Origin of the sequence: Novosphingobium huizhouense (genome assembly GCF_020179475.1) — a bacterium.
Classification (GTDB): domain Bacteria; phylum Pseudomonadota; class Alphaproteobacteria; order Sphingomonadales; family Sphingomonadaceae; genus Novosphingobium; species Novosphingobium huizhouense.
Genome location: NZ_JAILXZ010000001.1, coordinates 354,193 through 370,094 on the forward strand (window position 1 = coordinate 354,193; position 15,902 = coordinate 370,094).

The window sequence follows — 15,902 nt, forward strand, 5'->3', positions numbered from 1 at the left end:
TCACGCGGCTCGCATGACCTCCACCGACTGACCGCCCCCGCTGTCGTTGCCGTCGTCGTCGCCATTGCCGGCCGCCGTAAGGCGCGCCTCGAACATCACTGCCGTGCAGACCTGCTTGCGGCCTTCGCTGTAGCGCGGCCGCCATTCGCCAGTTGGCCGGAAGCCGAGCTTGCGCAGGACCTGCCCCGAAGCGGGATTGTCGATGAAGTGGTTTGCCTCGATGCGGTCGTGACCGATCGCCCGGGCGACCGACAGCACCGCGCGCGCCGCTTCGGTGGCATAGCCCCTGCCCCACTGGCTGCGCGCGATCCAGTAGCCGAGCTCGACTGCGCCGCCTTCGGCCTCGGCCAGGCCGACGCTGCCGATCAGCCGCGAGCCGTGCGCGCCGGGGAGCGTCACGAAGAAGTTGGGAAAGCGGGGATCCTGCGGCAGGTTCACGAACCGGCGCGCGTCCTCCGGGGCATAGGGCCAAGGCGCGCGGGCAAGGTTGCGGACCACCTGCGCGTCGTCGATCACGGCATGCAGCTCGGCCCAGTCTTCGGGCCAGGCGGGGCGCAGGAACAGCCTTTCGCTGCGAATGAACACGTGGATTCTCCTCATCCGCCCTGTTGCAAGCGGCCTCTAAGCCGCCGCGATGACAGGGATATTGCGCTGTCGCCGCAGCACCGCCGATGTCGGGACAATCGGCGCGCGGCGCGCGACGGTTCGGGTGAGGGAGAAACGAAAAAAGGGAGACGGGTCGGCCCCTCTCCCTCGTTCTGCCGGTCACTGGTACCGGCGGGGCCATCCCGGCAGGATGGCCCTTTGCACGACCATCCGGATTATTCGGCGGCTTCAGCCATGGCGTCGACCGACACGTACTTGCGGCCGAGCTTGCCGGCGTGGAAGCGGACGCGACCTTCGGCGAGCGCGAACAGGGTGTGATCCTTGCCCATGCCCACGTTGGCGCCCGGGTACACCTTGGTACCGCGCTGGCGGATGATAATGTTGCCGCCGATCACTTCCTGACCGCCGAACTTCTTCACGCCGAGGCGGCGACCAGCCGAATCGCGACCGTTGCGCGAGGAGCCGCCTGCTTTCTTGTGTGCCATCTCGTCTTACTCCGATCTCGTCTTCAGGCGACCGAAACGATCCGCAGCAGGGTCATCTGCTGGCGGTGACCGTTCTTGCGGCGATAGTTGTGGCGGCGGCGCTTCTTGAACACCACGACCTTCTCCGACTTCGCCTGCGCGATGATCTCGGCCGAAACCGTGACCGCGGCAGCATCGGCGAGTTCGCCGTCCTTGCCGGCGAGGAGGACATCACCGAGGGTGATCGTGTCGCCGGCTTCACCCGCCAGCTTCTCGACAGCGATCTTGTCTCCGGCGGCAACCCGGTACTGCTTGCCGCCCGTGCGCACGATTGCGAACATGGTTCCTGCTATCCGTTTCAAATGCCTGGCCCACCAAGCACCCCGATTCCCTTTCGAGAAACCGCGGACAGCGGGCAATACGCCGGTATCCCGCCGCATGCGGAACCCCGGAAAGAGCGGTGCCGATAGTCGAACGAGAGATTCGTGTCAACGCTGCAACACAAGCCTGACGCCGCACAATCCGGCCCGCAGACCGCCGGCGCCGGACGCACCGCCGCGCGCGGCTCTGGCGCCGGTGCGCGCGCATGCTATGGCGGGACCATGCCCAAGCGCCGCCTCCCTGTCCATTCGCCCCTGCTCCACCACCGGGGCGTGGCCCTGCTCGTCCTCGCAGCGCTCGCCACCAGCGCCTGCAGCGCCGATCGCAGCCGCTTTCCCTCACTCGCCCGCCGCCCGGCCGAGCGCGCCTACGGCAGCGCGCAGCCGGTGGCCGCCGCGGTCCCCGATGCCACCCAGCCGCTCCCTGCGGACGCTTCGGTGGTGGCGCGGGTCGCCGCGCTGCGCGAACAGGCGCGCAAGGCCGACGCAAGGTTCGAATCGCGCCGCCCCGGCGCCGAGCGCGCAGTTGCCGCCGCGCGCGGCGCCGGCGTTGGCAGCGAGGCCTGGTCGGTCGCGCAGATCGCCATCGCCGACCTCGATTCGGCGCGGAGCGAAGGCATGGTCGCGATGGCCGACCTCGACCGCATGCTCGTCGTCGCGACCCAGGCCGCGGTCGATGGTCCGCACGCCGACCTCGACGCGATCGCCCCGGCGCATGCCGAGGTCGATGCCCTGATGCGCCAGGAGCTGGCGACGCTCGACGCGCTGAAAAGGCGGGTTGCGGGCTAGCTACCAGCGCGCCAGATCGCGCCGGTCCTCCTCGCGCGGCTCGATCCAGCGCCACCCGTCGGCCGTCTTCTCGCGCTTCCAGAACCACGATTCGCTCTTGAGATGGTCCATCGCGAAGTCCGCTGCGGCAAAGGCGTCGCGCCGGTGCCGCGCGGCAGCGGCGACGAGCACGATGGGATCGCGCGGGGCCATCGTGCCGACGCGGTGGACGATCAGCAGCCCGTCGAGCGCCCAGCGGCCGAGTACGCTGTCGGCCAGTTGCCGCATCCCGGGCAGGGTCAGCGGCGCATAGTGCCGCAGCTCCAGCGCCTCGACCCCGCCGCCCTCGCGCACCTGGCCGAGAAAGCTGACCACGCCGCCCGACTGCGGATGCCCGGCGGTGAAGCGCTCGATCTCCAGCGCGGGATCGAAGGCGGTCTCGAGCAGGCGCACGTCGCGCATGTCAGCCGCCGCTGACAGGGGGCAGGAAGGCGAGCTCGTCGCCGTCCGCCAGCACCACCCCGCCCGGCTCGGCGACGAGCGCGCCGTTGAGCGCGATGCGCACGCGCTCGCCCAGCAGTTCGACCGCGAGCGCGGGGTCGAGCCGCGCCAGCACCTCGGCCAGCGGTCCCGGCGCGACCTCGCGCTCGCCGCTTCCCGCCGCGTCCTCGAGCCGACCGAGGAAAACAAGTCGCGCGGCCATCAACCGCCCGTCATCGACATGTGCCGCGCGAGCGCGGGCGCGGCGCCCGCCCGGTCGATGGCAAAGGCGTGGCGCTCGGGCTTTTCGCCCATGGCGCGGGCGAAGGCCTGCGCCAGCGCCGCGTCGGGATCGTCGGAGCGCAGCGCGGCGCGCAGGTCGACCTTGCCCTCGCCGCCGAGGCACATGAACAGCTGGCCGGTGGCGGTGACGCGCACGCGGTTGCAGCCCTCGCAGAAGTTGCCGGTCAGCGGCGTGATGAAGCCGAGCCGCCCGCCGGTCTCAGCAATGTCGACATAGCGCGCCGGGCCACCGCTGCGCGCGTCGCTGGGGCTCAGCGTCCAGCGCTGTGCGAGGTCGCGGCGCACCGCGTCGAGCGGCAGGTACTGCGCGAAGCGGTCCTGCTCGATCTCACCCAGCGGCATGACCTCGATCAGCGTGATCTCGTGGCCCTGGCCGTGCGCCCAGGTGATGAGGTCGGGCAGCTCGTCCTCGTTGACGCCCTTCAGCGCCACGGTGTTGAGCTTGACCTTGAGCCTCGCCGCTTTCGCCGCCGCGATGCCGTCGAGCACCTGCGGCAGCGCATCGCGCCGGGCGAGACGGGCGAAAGTGTCACGGTCGCGGGTGTCGAGCGAGACGTTGATCCGCCTGACGCCCGCTGCCGCAAGGTCCTCGGCGAACGCGGCAAGGCGCGTGCCGTTGGTGGTCAGCGTCAGCTCCTCGAGGCCGCTTCCAAGCTCCCGCCCCAGCGCGCGCACGAGGTCGATCATGTCGCGCCGCACCAGCGGTTCGCCGCCCGTCAGCCGCAGCTTGGTCACCCCGCGCGCGATGAAGGCGAGCGCCAGCCTGTGCAGTTCCTCGAGGCTCAGCACGTCGGCGCGCGGCAGGAACTCCATCCGCTCGGGCATGCAATAGGCGCAGCGCAAGTCGCAGCGATCGGTCACCGACAGGCGCAGGTAGCTGATCCTGCGGGCGAATCGGTCGATCAGGGGCGCGGGCGCGGTCACTTGGCCAAGTGTACGAAGTCTCGCGCGTAGGATTCAAGGTGCGCGCCCGCATCGACGAAGATCGTCTGCCCGGTCACCGATGGCGCCCCGGCAAGGTAGGCGACGGCTTCGGCGATCTCGGCAGGGTCGGCCAGGCGATCGAGCGGCATCAGGTGCGCGAGCCGCTCCCACTGCGCCGCATCGTAGTCGGCGGTCGGCAGGGTCAGACCCGGCGCGACCCCGTTGACCCGCACCGCGGGCGCGAGCGACCGCGCGAGCGTGCGGACCGCGGCATGAAGACCCTGCTTCGACAGCGTGTACGAGAACTGGTCGGGGACCGGGTTGAGCACGCGCTGGTCGAGGATCATCACCACGCTGGCCGGCGCGTCGCCGAGCGCCGCGGCGAAGGCCTGCGTCATCAGCAGCGGCGCGGCAAGGTTGACCTGGAGATGTTCGGCAAGCCCGTGGGCGTTGAAGCTGTGCGCGTCGTCGTCGCGGAACAGCGAGGCGCAGTTCACCAGCAGGGTCGCGGGCCGGCCCGCCGCCGAAGCCGCACGCCCGATCAGCGCGACGGCGGCATCGGCCTTGCCGAGATCGGCCTCGAGCGCATGGACCTGCGCCCCCAGCGCCTCGAGCTGCGCCGCGAAGGCGGGATCGAACGTCGCGGCATGGTGGGCGTGGAGCGCGAGGTCCCAGCCTGCCGCCGCGAGCCGCTCGGCAATCGCGGCGCCGATGCGTCGCCAGCCGCCGGTCACCAGCGCGAGGGGGCGGGCGACCGAGGCGGCATCCCCGCTCACCCGACGAAGGCCTCCCAGGCGCTGCGGCCGCGGGTCAGCGTCATGCCGATATCCTCGCCCGCCTCGCTGATCGCCAGCTTGACGATCTTCACCTCGACCCGTTCGATCCGCGCGTCCTGCAGGAACAGCGTGTCGCAGATGTGGTCGGCGACCGATTCGATCAGCTTGAAATGGACGTCCTTCGGCAGCCCTTCGGAGGCCGCGAACTTCAGGTCCATGTAGTTCTTGCTCTCGGTCAGCGGGCAGTCGGGCGTGTAGCGCGGACGCGGGGCGAGCCAGGCGCGGATCGAGATGCGCAAAGGCTGCGGGCGGCCGGTCTCTTCCGAATAGATGCCGGTGAGAACATCGGTTTCGACGTTGGCGACTTCGAGGATCAGGCTGTCAGTCATCCAAGAGCGTCCATGTTGTCCCGCCCCCAAGCCCAACACTCCTCGCGGCAAGCGTGATGAAATTCAATGGTATCGTTGATCCTGAAACCCAAGCGCTTGGCGCCGGTAATGAAACCCTTGAGGGCATCCTGCCCAAGTTCGCCGGTTTCAACATTGCCTTGGTTTACGCATATAGCTGTGAGCAGCGGCAAGTTTTGCAGAAAACAGATATCGAGCAGACGATCAAGATGACCGTTCACGCCGTTCATCTGGTGCCGAGCCTTGGACCACTCGACCCCGCTCGCTGCAGCGAGAGCACCATATGTTGTACACCTCTGCTCGATTGCAGATCGCTTTAAATGGGTGAGTGATAGTCCGAATTGCAGCTTGTGACTCTCCTGTGCGCGTCTCACTCGCTCTTCCAGGAGGGCGATGTAGAGTGGCTCGGTGGTCAGTCCTCTTTCCTCGTGCCGGGCAATCCAACGCTCGATTTCGGGAGAGGACTTTTGCGTGAGATCATGTTTGGTCATGCGTTACTCCACCGCGCGAAGATCGCGGTCGGCAGCACGCGGCCGCCCTCCCCTTCCTCGCGGATGGCAAGGTCGCCGTGCTCGATCGTGCCCGGCAGGTGACGCAGCGCCTCCTCGAGCAGGCCAGCGAGCGCGAGCGAGGACATCCGCACGGCATAGACCGTCAGGAACAGGAACCGGCTCTCGCCATCGAGCAGCGCGGCGCAATCGCGCACCAGCCCCGGCAGGCTTTCCTCGAGCCGCCAGACCTCGCCTTCGGGACCGCGGCCGAACTTGGGCGGATCGAGAATGATCCCGTCGTAGCGCTTGCCGCGCCGCACTTCGCGCGCGGTGAACTTGGCGGCATCGTCGACGATCCAGCGGATGGGGCGCGATTCCATGCCCGAAAGCGCGGCGTTGGCGCGGGCCTGCGCCACCGACTTCTTCGAGGCATCGACGTGGGTCACCGCGCCGTGGTCCGACAGCGACAGCGTGCCGACGCCGGTATAGCCGAACAGGTTGAGCGTGGCGGCCTCGGCCTTGCCGGCCAGTTGCTCGCCCATCCAGTCCCACACCGGGGCCATGTCCGGGAAGAACCCCAGGTGCCGGAACGGCGTGCAGCTCGCGGTAAAGCGCACATCCCCGCGCGACAGATCCCAGCCATCGCGCGGGACGGGCCGGTCGAACCGCCACTTGCCGCCGCCGTCCTCGTCCGAGCCGGGCACGAACTCGCCATGCGCCTGCCAGTCGGACAGGCGCGGCGCCCACATCGCCTGCGGCTCGGGCCGCACGAAGCGATGGTCGCCATAGCGCTCGAACTTGCGGCCATGCCCTGAATCGATCAGGCCGAAGTCATCCCAGCCCGCGCCGATCATCAGCTTCGGCTGGAGATCGAGGACCGCCATCAGCCGTGCTTCGGCGTCGCCCGCTCGGCGACGAAGGCCGCGACCGCGTCGTAGTTGCCGGGCAGGCGCGAGCAGGCTTCCTCGCGCTCGAACAGGTCGCCGACCCGCGAAGGCAGCGGCGGACGCACGCCCGTGGCGCGCTCGACCGCGTCGACGAACTTGGCCGGATGCGCCGTCGCCAGCGTCACCACCGGCACGTCGGCGGTAAGGTCGGTGGCGGCGCGTGCGGCGTGAAGCGCGATCGCGGTGTGCGGATCGAGCACTTCGCCGCATTCCTCGTGCGCCCAACGCATCGCCTGCGCCATGTCGTTCGCATCGGCGCGGGCGCTGGTGAACAGCGCGGCGGCGCTCTGCCGCTGCGCATTGGTCAGCTGGATTGCCTTGCTCGATTCGAACCTGCGCATCTGCTCGGCCATGGCCGCGCCGTCGCGCCCGCCGGCATCGAACAGCAGCCGCTCGAAGTTCGAGCTGACCTGGATGTCCATCGAGGGGGCGGCGGTGGGCGTGACCGTGCCGGCGGAATAGTCGCCGGTCGACAGCGCGCGATGGAGGATGTCGTTGACGTTGGTCGCCACGATCAGCCGCTCGATCGGCAGGCCCATCCTAGCCGCGACATAGCCTGCGAACACGTCACCGAAGTTGCCGGTCGGCACCGAGAAGGCGACCTTGCGCTGCGGCGCGCCCAGCTGGAGCGCGGCGTAGAAGTAGTAGACCACCTGCGCCATCAGCCGCGCCCAGTTGATCGAATTGACCGCGGCGATGCCGAACGTGCCGGTCATCGCGGCGTCGTTGAACATCCGCTTCACCATCGCCTGGGCATCGTCGAAGCTGCCGTCGATCGCGATGTTGTGAACGTTGGGGGCGAGCACCGTGGTCATCTGCCGGCGCTGCACGTCGCTCACCCGGCCGTGCGGGTGGAGCATGAAGATGTCGATCTTGGCGCGGCCGGCCACCGCGTCGATCGCCGCCGAGCCGGTGTCGCCGCTAGTCGCGCCGACGATCGTCAGGTGGTCGTCACGCCGGCCGAGGAATTCCTCGAACAGCAGGCCGAGCAATTGCAGCGCCACGTCCTTGAACGCCAGCGTCGGCCCGTGGAACAGCTCGAGCACCCACTGCCGCTCGTCGAGCTGCTTGAGCGGGGTAACGCCCGCGTGGGCGAAGCGGCCATAGGCCTGCCGCGTCAGTTCGAGCAGGCGTTCGGGCGTCAGGCTGTCGCCGACGAAGGGCTGCATCACCTTCTGCGCCAGCTCGGCATAAGGGAGGCCCGCCAGGCGCGCGATCTCGTCCGTGCTGAACGAGGGCCAGGTCTCGGGCACGTAGAGCCCGCCGTCCGAGGCGAGCCCGGCCAGGGTCACTTCCTCGAAGTCGAGGGCGGGCGCCGATCCACGGGTGCTGACGTACTTCATCTGACTTCCAATCCGGGCCCAGCCACTTGTCCTTGCCCGCGCGCTTAGCGGCGGGCAGGCTTGGGAGCAAGCCGCCTGTAGAGCAGGATCCCGTAGATCACCGAAGCGACGACCGCGAAGGCGAACCATTGCACCGCATAGGCAAGGTGGTTGTTGGGCAGCGCGTTGGGATCGGGCCTGGCCAGCGGTTGCAGGCCGGCGGCGGGAGGATAGGCGATGAGCCGCGCGCGAAGGCGGCCATCGGGCCCTTCCCCGCCCGAAGCGACGATGCCATGGACCGTACCGCCCGGCCAGTCGATCACCTTGGGCTCGGGCGTCCAGCCGAGCGAGACCGCGACCTCGCTGTTCAGCCCGAGGCGGCAGTTCGCCACGACCGCGAGGCCCGGCTCGTCGAGCGCGTTGCGCGCCGCCACCGTGGTCATCGACACGACCTTGGGGCAGTCGAGGTGCGAGGTGCGGTAGAGCGCGCCCTCGACCTCGTCCGCGCGCTCGGGCCAGCGCACGTCGCCGGTCTCCTGCGCGGCGGCGGCGTAGCGCGCGATCAGCGCTTCCTTCCACTGCTTGCGCTGCAACTGCCACACGCCGAGCGCGATCATGGTGAGGATCGCGGCGCACACCACCATCGTCGACAGGACGGGAAACCGCGGCTTCATGGCCGATCACTCCGGGCAAGGGCGCGCATGAGCGCGCAAGTCTTGGCGAGCCGCAACGCGGCGGTCACCAGCAGCGGGACCAGCGTGATCCACAGCAGGCCTTGCACCCACAGCGGCGGGCGCAGCGCCTCGTCGAGCTTGAGCGCGGCGAGGACCAGCAGGACCGTCAGCGGCAGGACGACGAGGAACAGCCCGCGCCCCCGCGGCTCGTGAAGCGCAAAGGCCGTGCCGCAGGCCCGGCAGGCCGGCGCGAAGGCGGCGGGGGCCTCCCACAGCGTGCGCGCGCCGCAAGCGGGGCACAAACCGAAAAGGGCAGCCCGGACGCATCCGGGCTGCCCTTTCGATGCCGGGTTCGAACCCGCGGCCATTACTCGATGTGCGCGCCCCAGTTGCCCCACACGTAGATGGCGACGAACAGGAACAGCCAGACCACGTCGACGAAGTGCCAGTACCAGGCGGCCGCTTCGAAGCCGAAGTGCTGGCGCGGGGTGAAGTGGCCGGCATAGGCGCGGAACAGGCAGACGATCAGGAAGATCGTGCCGACGATCACGTGGAAGCCGTGGAACCCGGTCGCCATGTAGAACGACGAGCCGTAGGTGTTCTGGCCGAAGCCGAACGGCGCGTGGGCGTATTCGAAAGCCTGGATCGCGCTGAACAGCAGGCCGAGGAGGATCGTCGCCCACAGGCCCTTCTTGAGGCCGTCGCGGTCGCCGTGGATCAGCGCGTGGTGCGCCCAGGTCAGCGTGGTGCCCGAGCACAGCAGGATCAGCGTGTTGAGCAGCGGCAGGTCGAAGGCGTTCATCACCGCCTCGATCGCCTTGGGCGGCCAGACGCCGCCGATGACGTCGGTGTTCACCTTCGACGGGAACAGCGAGAAGTCGAAGAAGGCCCAGAACCAGCCGACGAAGAACATCACTTCCGAAGCGATGAACAGGATCATGCCGTAGCGCTGGTGCAGCTGCACCACCGGGGTGTGGTCGCCCGCGTGGGCTTCCTTGATGATCTTGCCGAACCACGAGAAGAAGGTGACGATCACGCCGAGGAAGCCGAGCAGCATCACGGCGGTGCCGTTGGGCATCTTGTGCATGAACAGCACGCCGCCGCTGGTCATCACCAGCGCCGAGATCGCGCCCACGAAGGGCCAGACGTCGGGCGGCAGGATGTGGTAATCGTGGTTCTTTGCGCCGGCCATGGTTCTCGACTTCCCCCGATGAAATTCCGGTCAGTCCGGACACTTGCCCGGACGCATAACGAGCCGCCTTTATCGGGCGGAAGCGGTGCGGTCCAGAGGCTTTGCACCCGTAGTCGCACTCTTCGCCGCAGCGCCCTTCCCGCCCTGCGCGAGGCTCTGGTCGGCGGCGAGGAGGAAGGTGTAGCTGAGCGTGATCTCGGGAATGGCGCGCGCGTTGGCGTCCTGCAACATCGCCGGATCGACATAGTAGATCACCGGCATGCGCACTTCCTGACCCGGCTCGAGCTTCTGTTCGTTGAAGCAGAAGCACTGGATCTTGTGGAAATAGGCGCCGGTCTGCTCGGGCGTGACGTTGAACACCGCGCGCCCGACGATCGGCTTGTCCGACAGGTTCTTGGCGGTGAAGAACGCGATCTTGCGCTCACCGATCCGGCCGTCCTGCGTGACCTGCTCGGGCTTGAAGATCCACGGCAGGCCCGGCGCGACATTGGCGTCGAAGCGGATGGTGATCGGCTGCGCGGTGGCCCTGACCCCTTGCGCCTGCTCGGCGGTGGCGCGCTGGGTGGTGCCGTTGAATCCGGTCGCCTGGCAGAACAGGCGGTAGAGCGGCACCGAGGCATAGCCAAGGCCGAGCATCGCCAGCGCGCCGGCGATCGCGAACGAGGCGACCTTGCGGTTGCGCTGCGCGATCCGATTCGGAGCCGGAGTCGCCGCGTTGCTCGCCATCACATCTGCCCCGACGAGTGCAGCCCCATCTTGACGATGGTGATCGCGAAGAACAGCACCACCAGCGCGAGCAGGACGAAGCCGAGCGCGCGGTTGCGCGCCTTCTGCCGCGCGCGGAACAGCTCGAGATCGGTCTTGGGGTCCTGTGCCATCATTGCCAGCCTTGCAGCGTCGCGAAGCGGTCCGCGACTAACACCGCGAAGAGCGCGAAGAGATAGATGATCGAGAAGGCAAAGAGCCGCTTTTCCGGCACCATGCCGTCGCCCGGCGTGCTGGTGCGCAGCCCGACCCGCGCCGACAGCGCGAGGAACAGCGCGCCCAGCACCAGCGCCGCCACGCCGTAGATCGCGCCGGTCGCGCCGATGAACCAGGGCGCAGCGGCGAGCGGCAGGAGCAGCGCGGCATAGACCAGGATCTGCCGCCGCGTCGCCTTTTCGCCCGCGACGACCGGCATCATCGGGATGCCGACCTTGGCGTAGTCGGTCTGGACGAACAGCGCGAGCGCCCAGAAGTGCGGCGGCGTCCACATGAAGATGATCAGGAACAGCAGCACCGGCATCAGCGTGATGTGACCGGTCACCGCGACCCACCCGATCAGCGGCGGGAAGGCCCCCGCGCCGCCGCCGATGACGATGTTCTGCGGCGTGCGCGGCTTGAGCCAGACGGTGTAGATCCAGGCGTAGTAAAAGATCGACAGCGCGAGGATCGCCGCGGGGAGCCAGCCGTTGGCAAGGCCCATGACCAGCACCGACCCGCCCGACAGCGCGAAGCCGAAGTCGCGCGCCGAGGTGCGCTCCATGCGGCCGGCCGGGAGCGGGCGGTTGGCGGTGCGCTTCATGCCCGCGTCGATATCGGCTTCCCACCACTGGTTGAGCGCGGCCGCGCCGCCCGCGCCCACCGCGATGCACAGGATCGCGGTGAAGGCGAGCACCGGGTGGATGCTGCCGGGCGCGGCGAGCAGGCCGCACAGCCCGGTGAAGATGACCAGAGTCATCACCCGCGGCTTGGTCAGCGCGAAGAAGTCCCGCCAGTCGGCGGGCAGCGGAAGGGTTGCGGTGGAGTCCATATGTCTTGCCGCCGCCCATAGGCCAGTTGGCGCGCGGTGGAAAGGTGCCCGCGCCTTCGCTTCAGCGCACCCGCGCCAGCCAGTCGAGCAGCAGCGCGTTGACCTCCTCGGGCCGCTCCTGCTGCGTCCAGTGGCCGCAGCCTTCGAGCATGTGGCCTTCGACGTTCGGCGCATAGTTGCGCATCATCGCGGTGGGATCGGCGACCTGGCCGAACAGCGTGCTGGCAGGGTCCATCGTGCCGCCGATGTAGAGCGCGGGCTGGTCGAGCGTCCTGCCCGCCCAGGCCTTGAGGTAGGCGTGATCGGCCTCGTGATTGCGGTAGCGGTTGAGCGGTCCGCGCAGGCCCGAGGCGGTGAACTCGGCGACATAATAGTCGAGGTCGGCCGCGCTGAGCCAGGCGGACGGCGCGACCGGCTCGGGCAGGCCGTCGAGCAGCAGCGCATCGACCGGCTTGAGCGGCCAGGCCTTGGGCGGCGCCTCGCCCGAGATCGAGTGCAGGAACACCCGCAGGAAGCGGCGCACGTCCGCTTCGAGCTCGGCCTCGGCCCTGCCCGGCTGCTGGAAGTATTCCTGGTAGAAGAAGATTCCCTTGTCGGTGAACAGTTCGCGGAAGACGTCGGTGAAGGGCCGCGTCGGCGCACCGGCGAAGGGCACCGAGAGCCCGGCCACCGCCTTGAACCGGTCGGGCCGGGTGAAGGCCGAGTTCCACACGATCGGCGCACCCCAGTCGTGGCCGACGAGAATCGCAGGCGCATCCGGCTGGAGCGCGTCGGCGACGCCGACGACGTCGCCGATCAGCCGCTCCATAGCATAGGCTTCGACCGGATGCGGCTTGTCCGAGCCGCCATAGCCGCGCACGTCGATCGCGCAAGCCGTGAAGCCGGCGGCGGCGACGGGGCCGATCTGGTGGCGCCACGAGTACCAGCTTTCGGGAAAGCCGTGGACCATGATCACCAGCGGGCCGGTGCCTTCGACCCGGGCGCGCAGGGTGACTTCGCCGGCATCGATCATGCGGAATTCGGACATGGGTGCTCCTCTCGTTGCGCTTCCCCTATCGCATGATAGCGGACGTGCAAACCGGCATCGGCAACGCGGCGAAAACGCCCCGGGGTTGACACAGTTGACACAGTCCTGGGTGAAAACCGGAACGCCCTCTCGACCGTCGCGACCGGTCCATCGCCCGGTGTGGGAATCGAGCGTCGTTTCAGAGGGATAAGGGGCGAAGCGCAAGCCATGGCGGAGGCTTATACGCACCGTTGAAGCTGTAGGACAGCGCGCGCGATCCTTGCATATGCAACAAAGCCCGCAGGGATCGCAAAGGCACGCGGTGCGGGTCGCGTCGCGCCCCCTTGCGAGGGGTGTGATGGCGGCCTGGCGCGCGGCTCGCCGATCCTCCCTTGCAGAGGCACGGTCGGGCCTGATTGCCCGGGCGGCGGAAACGAAAACACCCCGGTGTCGCCACCGGGGTGTTTCGAACTCGGGCCTTGCGGCGCGGGCTTAGTGGTGCGCGCCGTCTTCGATGACCGGGAGGGTCTCGAACTGGTGGAACGGCGGCGGCGAGGACAGCGTCCACTCGAGCGTGGTCGCGCCTTCACCCCAGTAGTTCCCTTCCGCCTTGCGGCCGGCGATGAAGGCATAGGCGATGTTGATCAGGAAGATCACGATCGAGACGGCCATGATCTCGTAGCCGATCGAGGCGATCTTGTTCCAGTGCTCGAACGCAGGGGCGTAGTCGGGGTAGCGACGCGGCATGCCCTGGACGCCGAGGAAGTGCATCGGGAAGAAGATCGTGTTCACGCCGACGAAAAACACCCAGAACTGGATGTGGCTGAGCAGCTCGGAGTGCCAGCGACCGGTCATCTTCGGGAACCAGTAGTAGAACCCGGCAAAGAGCGAGGTCACCGCGCCCAGCGACAGCACGTAGTGGAAGTGGCCCACGACGTAGTAGGTGTCCTGGAGGTTGTCGTCGATGCCGCCGTTCGCCAGCACGACGCCGGTGACGCCGCCCATGGTGAACAGGAAGATGAAGCCGATTGCCCAGACCATCGGCGACTTGAACTCGATCGAGCCGCCCCACATCGTCGCGATCCACGAGAAGATCTTGATGCCGGTGGGGACTGCGATGACCATGGTCGCCGCGGTGAAGTACATCTTCGTGTTCACGTCGAGGCCAGTGGTGTACATGTGGTGCGCCCACACGATGAACCCGACGACGCCGATCGCGACCATCGCGTAGGCCATGCCGAGGTAGCCGAACACCGGCTTCTTCGAGAAGGTCGAGATGATCTGGCTGATGATGCCGAAGCCCGGCAGGATCATGATGTAGACTTCGGGGTGGCCGAAGAACCAGAACAGGTGCTGGTAGAGGATCGGGTCACCGCCGCCGGCAGCGTCGAAGAAGGTCGTGCCGAAGTTGCGGTCGGTCAGCAGCATGGTGATCGCGGCGGCGAGAACCGGCAGCGACAGCAGCAGCAGGAACGCGGTGACCAGCACCGACCACACGAACAGCGGCATCTTGTGCAGGGTCATGCCCGGCGCGCGCATGTTGAAGATGGTGGTGATGAAGTTGACCGCGCCGAGGATCGAGCCCGCACCGGCGAGGTGGAGCGAGAAGATCGCGAAGTCGACCGCCGGACCGACCGAGCCGGAGGTCGAGAGCGGGGCATAGACCGTCCAGCCGGTGCCCGCGCCGTTGCCGGTGCCGCCCGGGAAGAAGGCCGAGAGCATCAGCGAGCAGAAGCCCGAGAAGGTCAGCCAGAACGACACGTTGTTCATGCGCGGGAAGGCCATGTCGGGCGCGCCGATCATGATCGGCACGAACCAGTTGCCGAAGCCGCCGATGATCGCGGGCATGACCATGAAGAACACCATGATCAGGCCGTGCGCGGTGATCAGCACGTTCCACAGGTGGAGCTGCTGGTCGAAGCTCGGGTTCTTTTCGCCCAGGAGCTGGGCGAAGTAGCCGAGGTACTGGATCCCCGGCTGCGCCAGTTCGGCGCGCATCATGCCCGAGACCGCGCCGCCGATGAGCCCCGCGAAGATCGCGAAGATCAGGTAGAGCGTCCCGATGTCCTTGTGGTTGGTCGACATGAACCAACGCGCGAAGAAGCTCGGCTTGTGGTCATGATCGTGGGCATCGTCGTGATGCGCCACGAAGGTTTCGTGATCGGCTGGAATGGAAGCCATGGCTTGCGAACCTCGTCCTTGTATCTCTTACGCGGCCGGGGCGGCCGAAGCGTCCGCCGCGGGAGCGGCAGGCGCGGTCGCGGCGGCAGGCGTGACGGCGGGGGCGGCAGGAGCCGCGGCGGCGCCACCGACGGTGCCGCCCTGGGCCTTGACCCACGCCTCGAACTTGGGACGCGGCAGGGCCTCGACGACGATCGGCATGTAGCCATGGCGAGCGCCGCACAGTTCCGAGCACTGGCCGTAGTAGACGCCCGGCTCGTTGATGATCAGGACCTTCTCGTTGATCCGGCCCGGCACGGCGTCGAGCTTGAACCACAGCGAAGGCACCGCGAACGAATGGATCACGTCCGAACCGGTGGTCTGCAGGCGGATCGGCTCACCCACAGGAACGACCATGCGGGCATCGGCCGCGAGGTGCGGCGGCTCGCCGCGCTTGAGGGCCTCTTCCTCGGGCAGCATGTTCGAGATGACCTCGAACCCGCCGTTGTCGGGGTAGGTATAGCCCCAGTACCACTGGTAGCCGGTGACCTTGACGGTCAGCGCGCCCTTGGGCGCGGGCTTGTACTGCTGGGCGAGCAGGCGGATCGAGGGGACCGCGATCACCACCAGGATCAGCACCGGGACGAGCGTCCAGATCACTTCGATCAGGGTGTTGTGGCTGGTCTTCGAGGCCGCCGGGTTGGCGCGGCGGTTGAAGCGCGCCATCACCACCAGCAGCAGCACGAGCACCAGGAAGGTGATCGCGACGATCACCGGAAACAGGATGTAGTCGTGCATCGCCAGGGCCTGCTTGCCGGTCGGCGAATACTGGTCCTGGAAGGTCATGCCGCCATCGACCGGCTGACCCTTGCCCGCGGTGGGCTTCATCGGCACGTAGGCGTCGGCGGCGGAGGCGGCCTTCGACGCTTCGGCTGCCGGCGTGGCAGCGGCCGCCGGAGCGGCGCTGGCGGAGACAGCCGGAGCGGGCGCGGCAGCCGTGGCTGCCATCGCCGCAGGGGCGAAGCTCAGCGCGGCAGCAAGGCCCAGGGTCCGGATCGCATTGCCCGCGAGGCGGGCGGTATCGGCAAGACTCATCGTCGAATGTTCCGCTTTTCCCTGATTTGCGCTGCGTCAAGGAGGCGCGCGCGCAACCCCTCTAATTCCTCGATTGGACCGGCCTATACGCGCCGTTGTCACAACCCTCAAGCGG

Annotated in this window: 21 protein-coding genes; 1 reads left to right on the forward strand and 20 read right to left on the reverse strand. The window is 68.1% G+C overall.

All coding sequences use genetic code 11. The annotated features are described in order from the left end of the window. The 3 genes from K3A85_RS01755 to rplU all read right to left on the reverse strand — a co-directional run bounded on the left by K3A85_RS01755 (position 1) and on the right by rplU (position 1,411). Positions 1 to 585: a GNAT family N-acetyltransferase gene (locus K3A85_RS01755; RefSeq protein ID WP_225204775.1), complete on the reverse strand. Its 585-nt coding sequence runs from the start codon at positions 583 to 585 to the stop codon at positions 1 to 3. A gap of 236 nt (positions 586 to 821) precedes the next feature. Next, positions 822 to 1,091, reverse strand: a complete 270-nt coding sequence (gene rpmA, locus K3A85_RS01760) for a 50S ribosomal protein L27 (protein ID WP_225204776.1) — start codon at positions 1,089 to 1,091, stop codon at positions 822 to 824. A 23-nt stretch (positions 1,092 to 1,114) separates the two neighbouring features. Continuing rightward, entirely contained in the window at positions 1,115 to 1,411 is a 297-nt protein-coding gene (gene rplU / locus K3A85_RS01765) for a 50S ribosomal protein L21 (RefSeq protein WP_225204777.1), read from the reverse strand. Positions 1,412 to 1,672: 261 nt separating this feature from the next. Here rplU and K3A85_RS01770 point away from each other — a divergent pair, with 261 nt between their 5' ends. Then, the gene (locus tag K3A85_RS01770) at positions 1,673 to 2,239 is read left to right on the forward strand and encodes a hypothetical protein (RefSeq protein WP_225204778.1); all 567 of its coding nucleotides are present in this window, start codon (positions 1,673 to 1,675) and stop codon (positions 2,237 to 2,239) included. On the opposite strand, the gene K3A85_RS01775 is transcribed toward K3A85_RS01770, so the two are convergent. From K3A85_RS01775 to coxB, 17 genes are all read right to left on the reverse strand, one after another. Continuing rightward, positions 2,240 to 2,680 carry a molybdenum cofactor biosynthesis protein MoaE gene (locus tag K3A85_RS01775; protein ID WP_225204779.1) on the reverse strand — a complete coding sequence of 147 codons (441 nt, stop codon included), beginning with the start codon at positions 2,678 to 2,680 and terminating at the stop codon, positions 2,240 to 2,242. A 1-nt stretch (position 2,681) separates the two neighbouring features. After that, a complete protein-coding gene (locus K3A85_RS01780) occupies positions 2,682 to 2,921 on the reverse strand; it encodes a MoaD/ThiS family protein (RefSeq protein WP_225204780.1) in 240 nt (79 codons plus the stop codon). After that, on the reverse strand, positions 2,921 to 3,925 hold the full coding sequence (gene moaA, locus K3A85_RS01785) for a GTP 3',8-cyclase MoaA (RefSeq protein ID WP_225204781.1): 1,005 nt from the start codon (positions 3,923 to 3,925) through the stop codon (positions 2,921 to 2,923). Before moaA ends, K3A85_RS01780 begins: the two co-directional genes overlap by 1 nt. Continuing rightward, complete coding sequence (locus K3A85_RS01790; RefSeq protein ID WP_225204782.1) at positions 3,922 to 4,701, reverse strand: SDR family oxidoreductase; 780 nt, start codon at positions 4,699 to 4,701, stop codon at positions 3,922 to 3,924. The genes moaA and K3A85_RS01790 overlap by 4 nt, the downstream gene beginning before the upstream one ends. Next, entirely contained in the window at positions 4,698 to 5,090 is a 393-nt protein-coding gene (locus tag K3A85_RS01795; RefSeq protein ID WP_225204783.1) for a dihydroneopterin aldolase, read from the reverse strand. Before K3A85_RS01795 ends, K3A85_RS01790 begins: the two co-directional genes overlap by 4 nt. Next, complete coding sequence (locus K3A85_RS01800; RefSeq protein WP_225204784.1) at positions 5,087 to 5,599, reverse strand: hypothetical protein; 513 nt, start codon at positions 5,597 to 5,599, stop codon at positions 5,087 to 5,089. The genes K3A85_RS01795 and K3A85_RS01800 overlap by 4 nt, the downstream gene beginning before the upstream one ends. Further along, positions 5,596 to 6,483 (reverse strand): class I SAM-dependent methyltransferase, encoded by an 888-nt coding sequence (locus K3A85_RS01805; protein ID WP_225204785.1) that lies wholly within the window; start codon positions 6,481 to 6,483, stop codon positions 5,596 to 5,598. The genes K3A85_RS01800 and K3A85_RS01805 overlap by 4 nt, the downstream gene beginning before the upstream one ends. Continuing rightward, a complete protein-coding gene (gene thrC / locus K3A85_RS01810) occupies positions 6,483 to 7,889 on the reverse strand; it encodes a threonine synthase (protein WP_225204786.1) in 1,407 nt (468 codons plus the stop codon). Before thrC ends, K3A85_RS01805 begins: the two co-directional genes overlap by 1 nt. Positions 7,890 to 7,933: 44 nt before the next feature. Beyond that, on the reverse strand, positions 7,934 to 8,542 hold the full coding sequence (locus K3A85_RS01815; protein WP_225204787.1) for an SURF1 family cytochrome oxidase biogenesis protein: 609 nt from the start codon (positions 8,540 to 8,542) through the stop codon (positions 7,934 to 7,936). Further along, positions 8,539 to 8,844 (reverse strand): DUF983 domain-containing protein, encoded by a 306-nt coding sequence (locus K3A85_RS01820; RefSeq protein ID WP_225204788.1) that lies wholly within the window; start codon positions 8,842 to 8,844, stop codon positions 8,539 to 8,541. Before K3A85_RS01820 ends, K3A85_RS01815 begins: the two co-directional genes overlap by 4 nt. A gap of 65 nt (positions 8,845 to 8,909) precedes the next feature. Further along, positions 8,910 to 9,734, reverse strand: coding sequence for a cytochrome c oxidase subunit 3 (locus tag K3A85_RS01825; protein ID WP_225204789.1), 825 nt, complete (start codon positions 9,732 to 9,734; stop codon positions 8,910 to 8,912). 69 nt (positions 9,735 to 9,803) lie between these two features. After that, complete coding sequence (locus K3A85_RS01830) at positions 9,804 to 10,460, reverse strand: cytochrome c oxidase assembly protein (protein WP_225204790.1); 657 nt, start codon at positions 10,458 to 10,460, stop codon at positions 9,804 to 9,806. Next, the gene (locus tag K3A85_RS01835; protein ID WP_225204791.1) at positions 10,460 to 10,612 is read right to left on the reverse strand and encodes a cytochrome oxidase small assembly protein; all 153 of its coding nucleotides are present in this window, start codon (positions 10,610 to 10,612) and stop codon (positions 10,460 to 10,462) included. Before K3A85_RS01835 ends, K3A85_RS01830 begins: the two co-directional genes overlap by 1 nt. Beyond that, complete coding sequence (locus K3A85_RS01840) at positions 10,612 to 11,526, reverse strand: heme o synthase (protein WP_225204792.1); 915 nt, start codon at positions 11,524 to 11,526, stop codon at positions 10,612 to 10,614. The genes K3A85_RS01835 and K3A85_RS01840 overlap by 1 nt, the downstream gene beginning before the upstream one ends. 61 nt (positions 11,527 to 11,587) lie before the next feature. Continuing rightward, positions 11,588 to 12,553, reverse strand: a complete 966-nt coding sequence (locus K3A85_RS01845; protein ID WP_225204793.1) for an alpha/beta fold hydrolase — start codon at positions 12,551 to 12,553, stop codon at positions 11,588 to 11,590. A 471-nt stretch (positions 12,554 to 13,024) separates the two neighbouring features. Further along, positions 13,025 to 14,713 carry a cytochrome c oxidase subunit I gene (gene ctaD, locus K3A85_RS01850; protein ID WP_225204794.1) on the reverse strand — a complete coding sequence of 563 codons (1,689 nt, stop codon included), beginning with the start codon at positions 14,711 to 14,713 and terminating at the stop codon, positions 13,025 to 13,027. A gap of 27 nt (positions 14,714 to 14,740) precedes the next feature. Next, a complete protein-coding gene (gene coxB / locus K3A85_RS01855; protein WP_225204795.1) occupies positions 14,741 to 15,787 on the reverse strand; it encodes a cytochrome c oxidase subunit II in 1,047 nt (348 codons plus the stop codon). Positions 15,788 to 15,902: the final 115 nt, after the last annotated feature.

Excerpts from the sequence above, each read along its gene's own strand:
- rpmA (WP_225204776.1), bottom strand. The coding sequence starts at position 1,091 with ATGGCACACAAGAAAGCAGGCGGCTCCTCGCGCAACGGTCGCGATTCG.
- rplU (WP_225204777.1), bottom strand. The coding sequence starts at position 1,411 with ATGTTCGCAATCGTGCGCACGGGCGGCAAGCAGTACCGGGTTGCCGCC.
- K3A85_RS01770 (WP_225204778.1), top strand. The coding sequence starts at position 1,673 with ATGCCCAAGCGCCGCCTCCCTGTCCATTCGCCCCTGCTCCACCACCGG.
- K3A85_RS01775 (WP_225204779.1), bottom strand. The coding sequence starts at position 2,680 with ATGCGCGACGTGCGCCTGCTCGAGACCGCCTTCGATCCCGCGCTGGAG.
- K3A85_RS01780 (WP_225204780.1), bottom strand. The coding sequence starts at position 2,921 with ATGGCCGCGCGACTTGTTTTCCTCGGTCGGCTCGAGGACGCGGCGGGA.
- K3A85_RS01795 (WP_225204783.1), bottom strand. The coding sequence starts at position 5,090 with ATGACTGACAGCCTGATCCTCGAAGTCGCCAACGTCGAAACCGATGTT.
- K3A85_RS01800 (WP_225204784.1), bottom strand. The coding sequence starts at position 5,599 with ATGACCAAACATGATCTCACGCAAAAGTCCTCTCCCGAAATCGAGCGT.
- K3A85_RS01805 (WP_225204785.1), bottom strand. The coding sequence starts at position 6,483 with ATGGCGGTCCTCGATCTCCAGCCGAAGCTGATGATCGGCGCGGGCTGG.
- thrC (WP_225204786.1), bottom strand. The coding sequence starts at position 7,889 with ATGAAGTACGTCAGCACCCGTGGATCGGCGCCCGCCCTCGACTTCGAG.
- K3A85_RS01815 (WP_225204787.1), bottom strand. The coding sequence starts at position 8,542 with ATGAAGCCGCGGTTTCCCGTCCTGTCGACGATGGTGGTGTGCGCCGCG.
- K3A85_RS01825 (WP_225204789.1), bottom strand. The coding sequence starts at position 9,734 with ATGGCCGGCGCAAAGAACCACGATTACCACATCCTGCCGCCCGACGTC.
- K3A85_RS01830 (WP_225204790.1), bottom strand. The coding sequence starts at position 10,460 with ATGGCGAGCAACGCGGCGACTCCGGCTCCGAATCGGATCGCGCAGCGC.
- K3A85_RS01835 (WP_225204791.1), bottom strand. The coding sequence starts at position 10,612 with ATGGCACAGGACCCCAAGACCGATCTCGAGCTGTTCCGCGCGCGGCAG.
- K3A85_RS01840 (WP_225204792.1), bottom strand. The coding sequence starts at position 11,526 with ATGGACTCCACCGCAACCCTTCCGCTGCCCGCCGACTGGCGGGACTTC.
- K3A85_RS01845 (WP_225204793.1), bottom strand. The coding sequence starts at position 12,553 with ATGTCCGAATTCCGCATGATCGATGCCGGCGAAGTCACCCTGCGCGCC.
- ctaD (WP_225204794.1), bottom strand. The coding sequence starts at position 14,713 with ATGGCTTCCATTCCAGCCGATCACGAAACCTTCGTGGCGCATCACGAC.
- coxB (WP_225204795.1), bottom strand. The coding sequence starts at position 15,787 with ATGAGTCTTGCCGATACCGCCCGCCTCGCGGGCAATGCGATCCGGACC.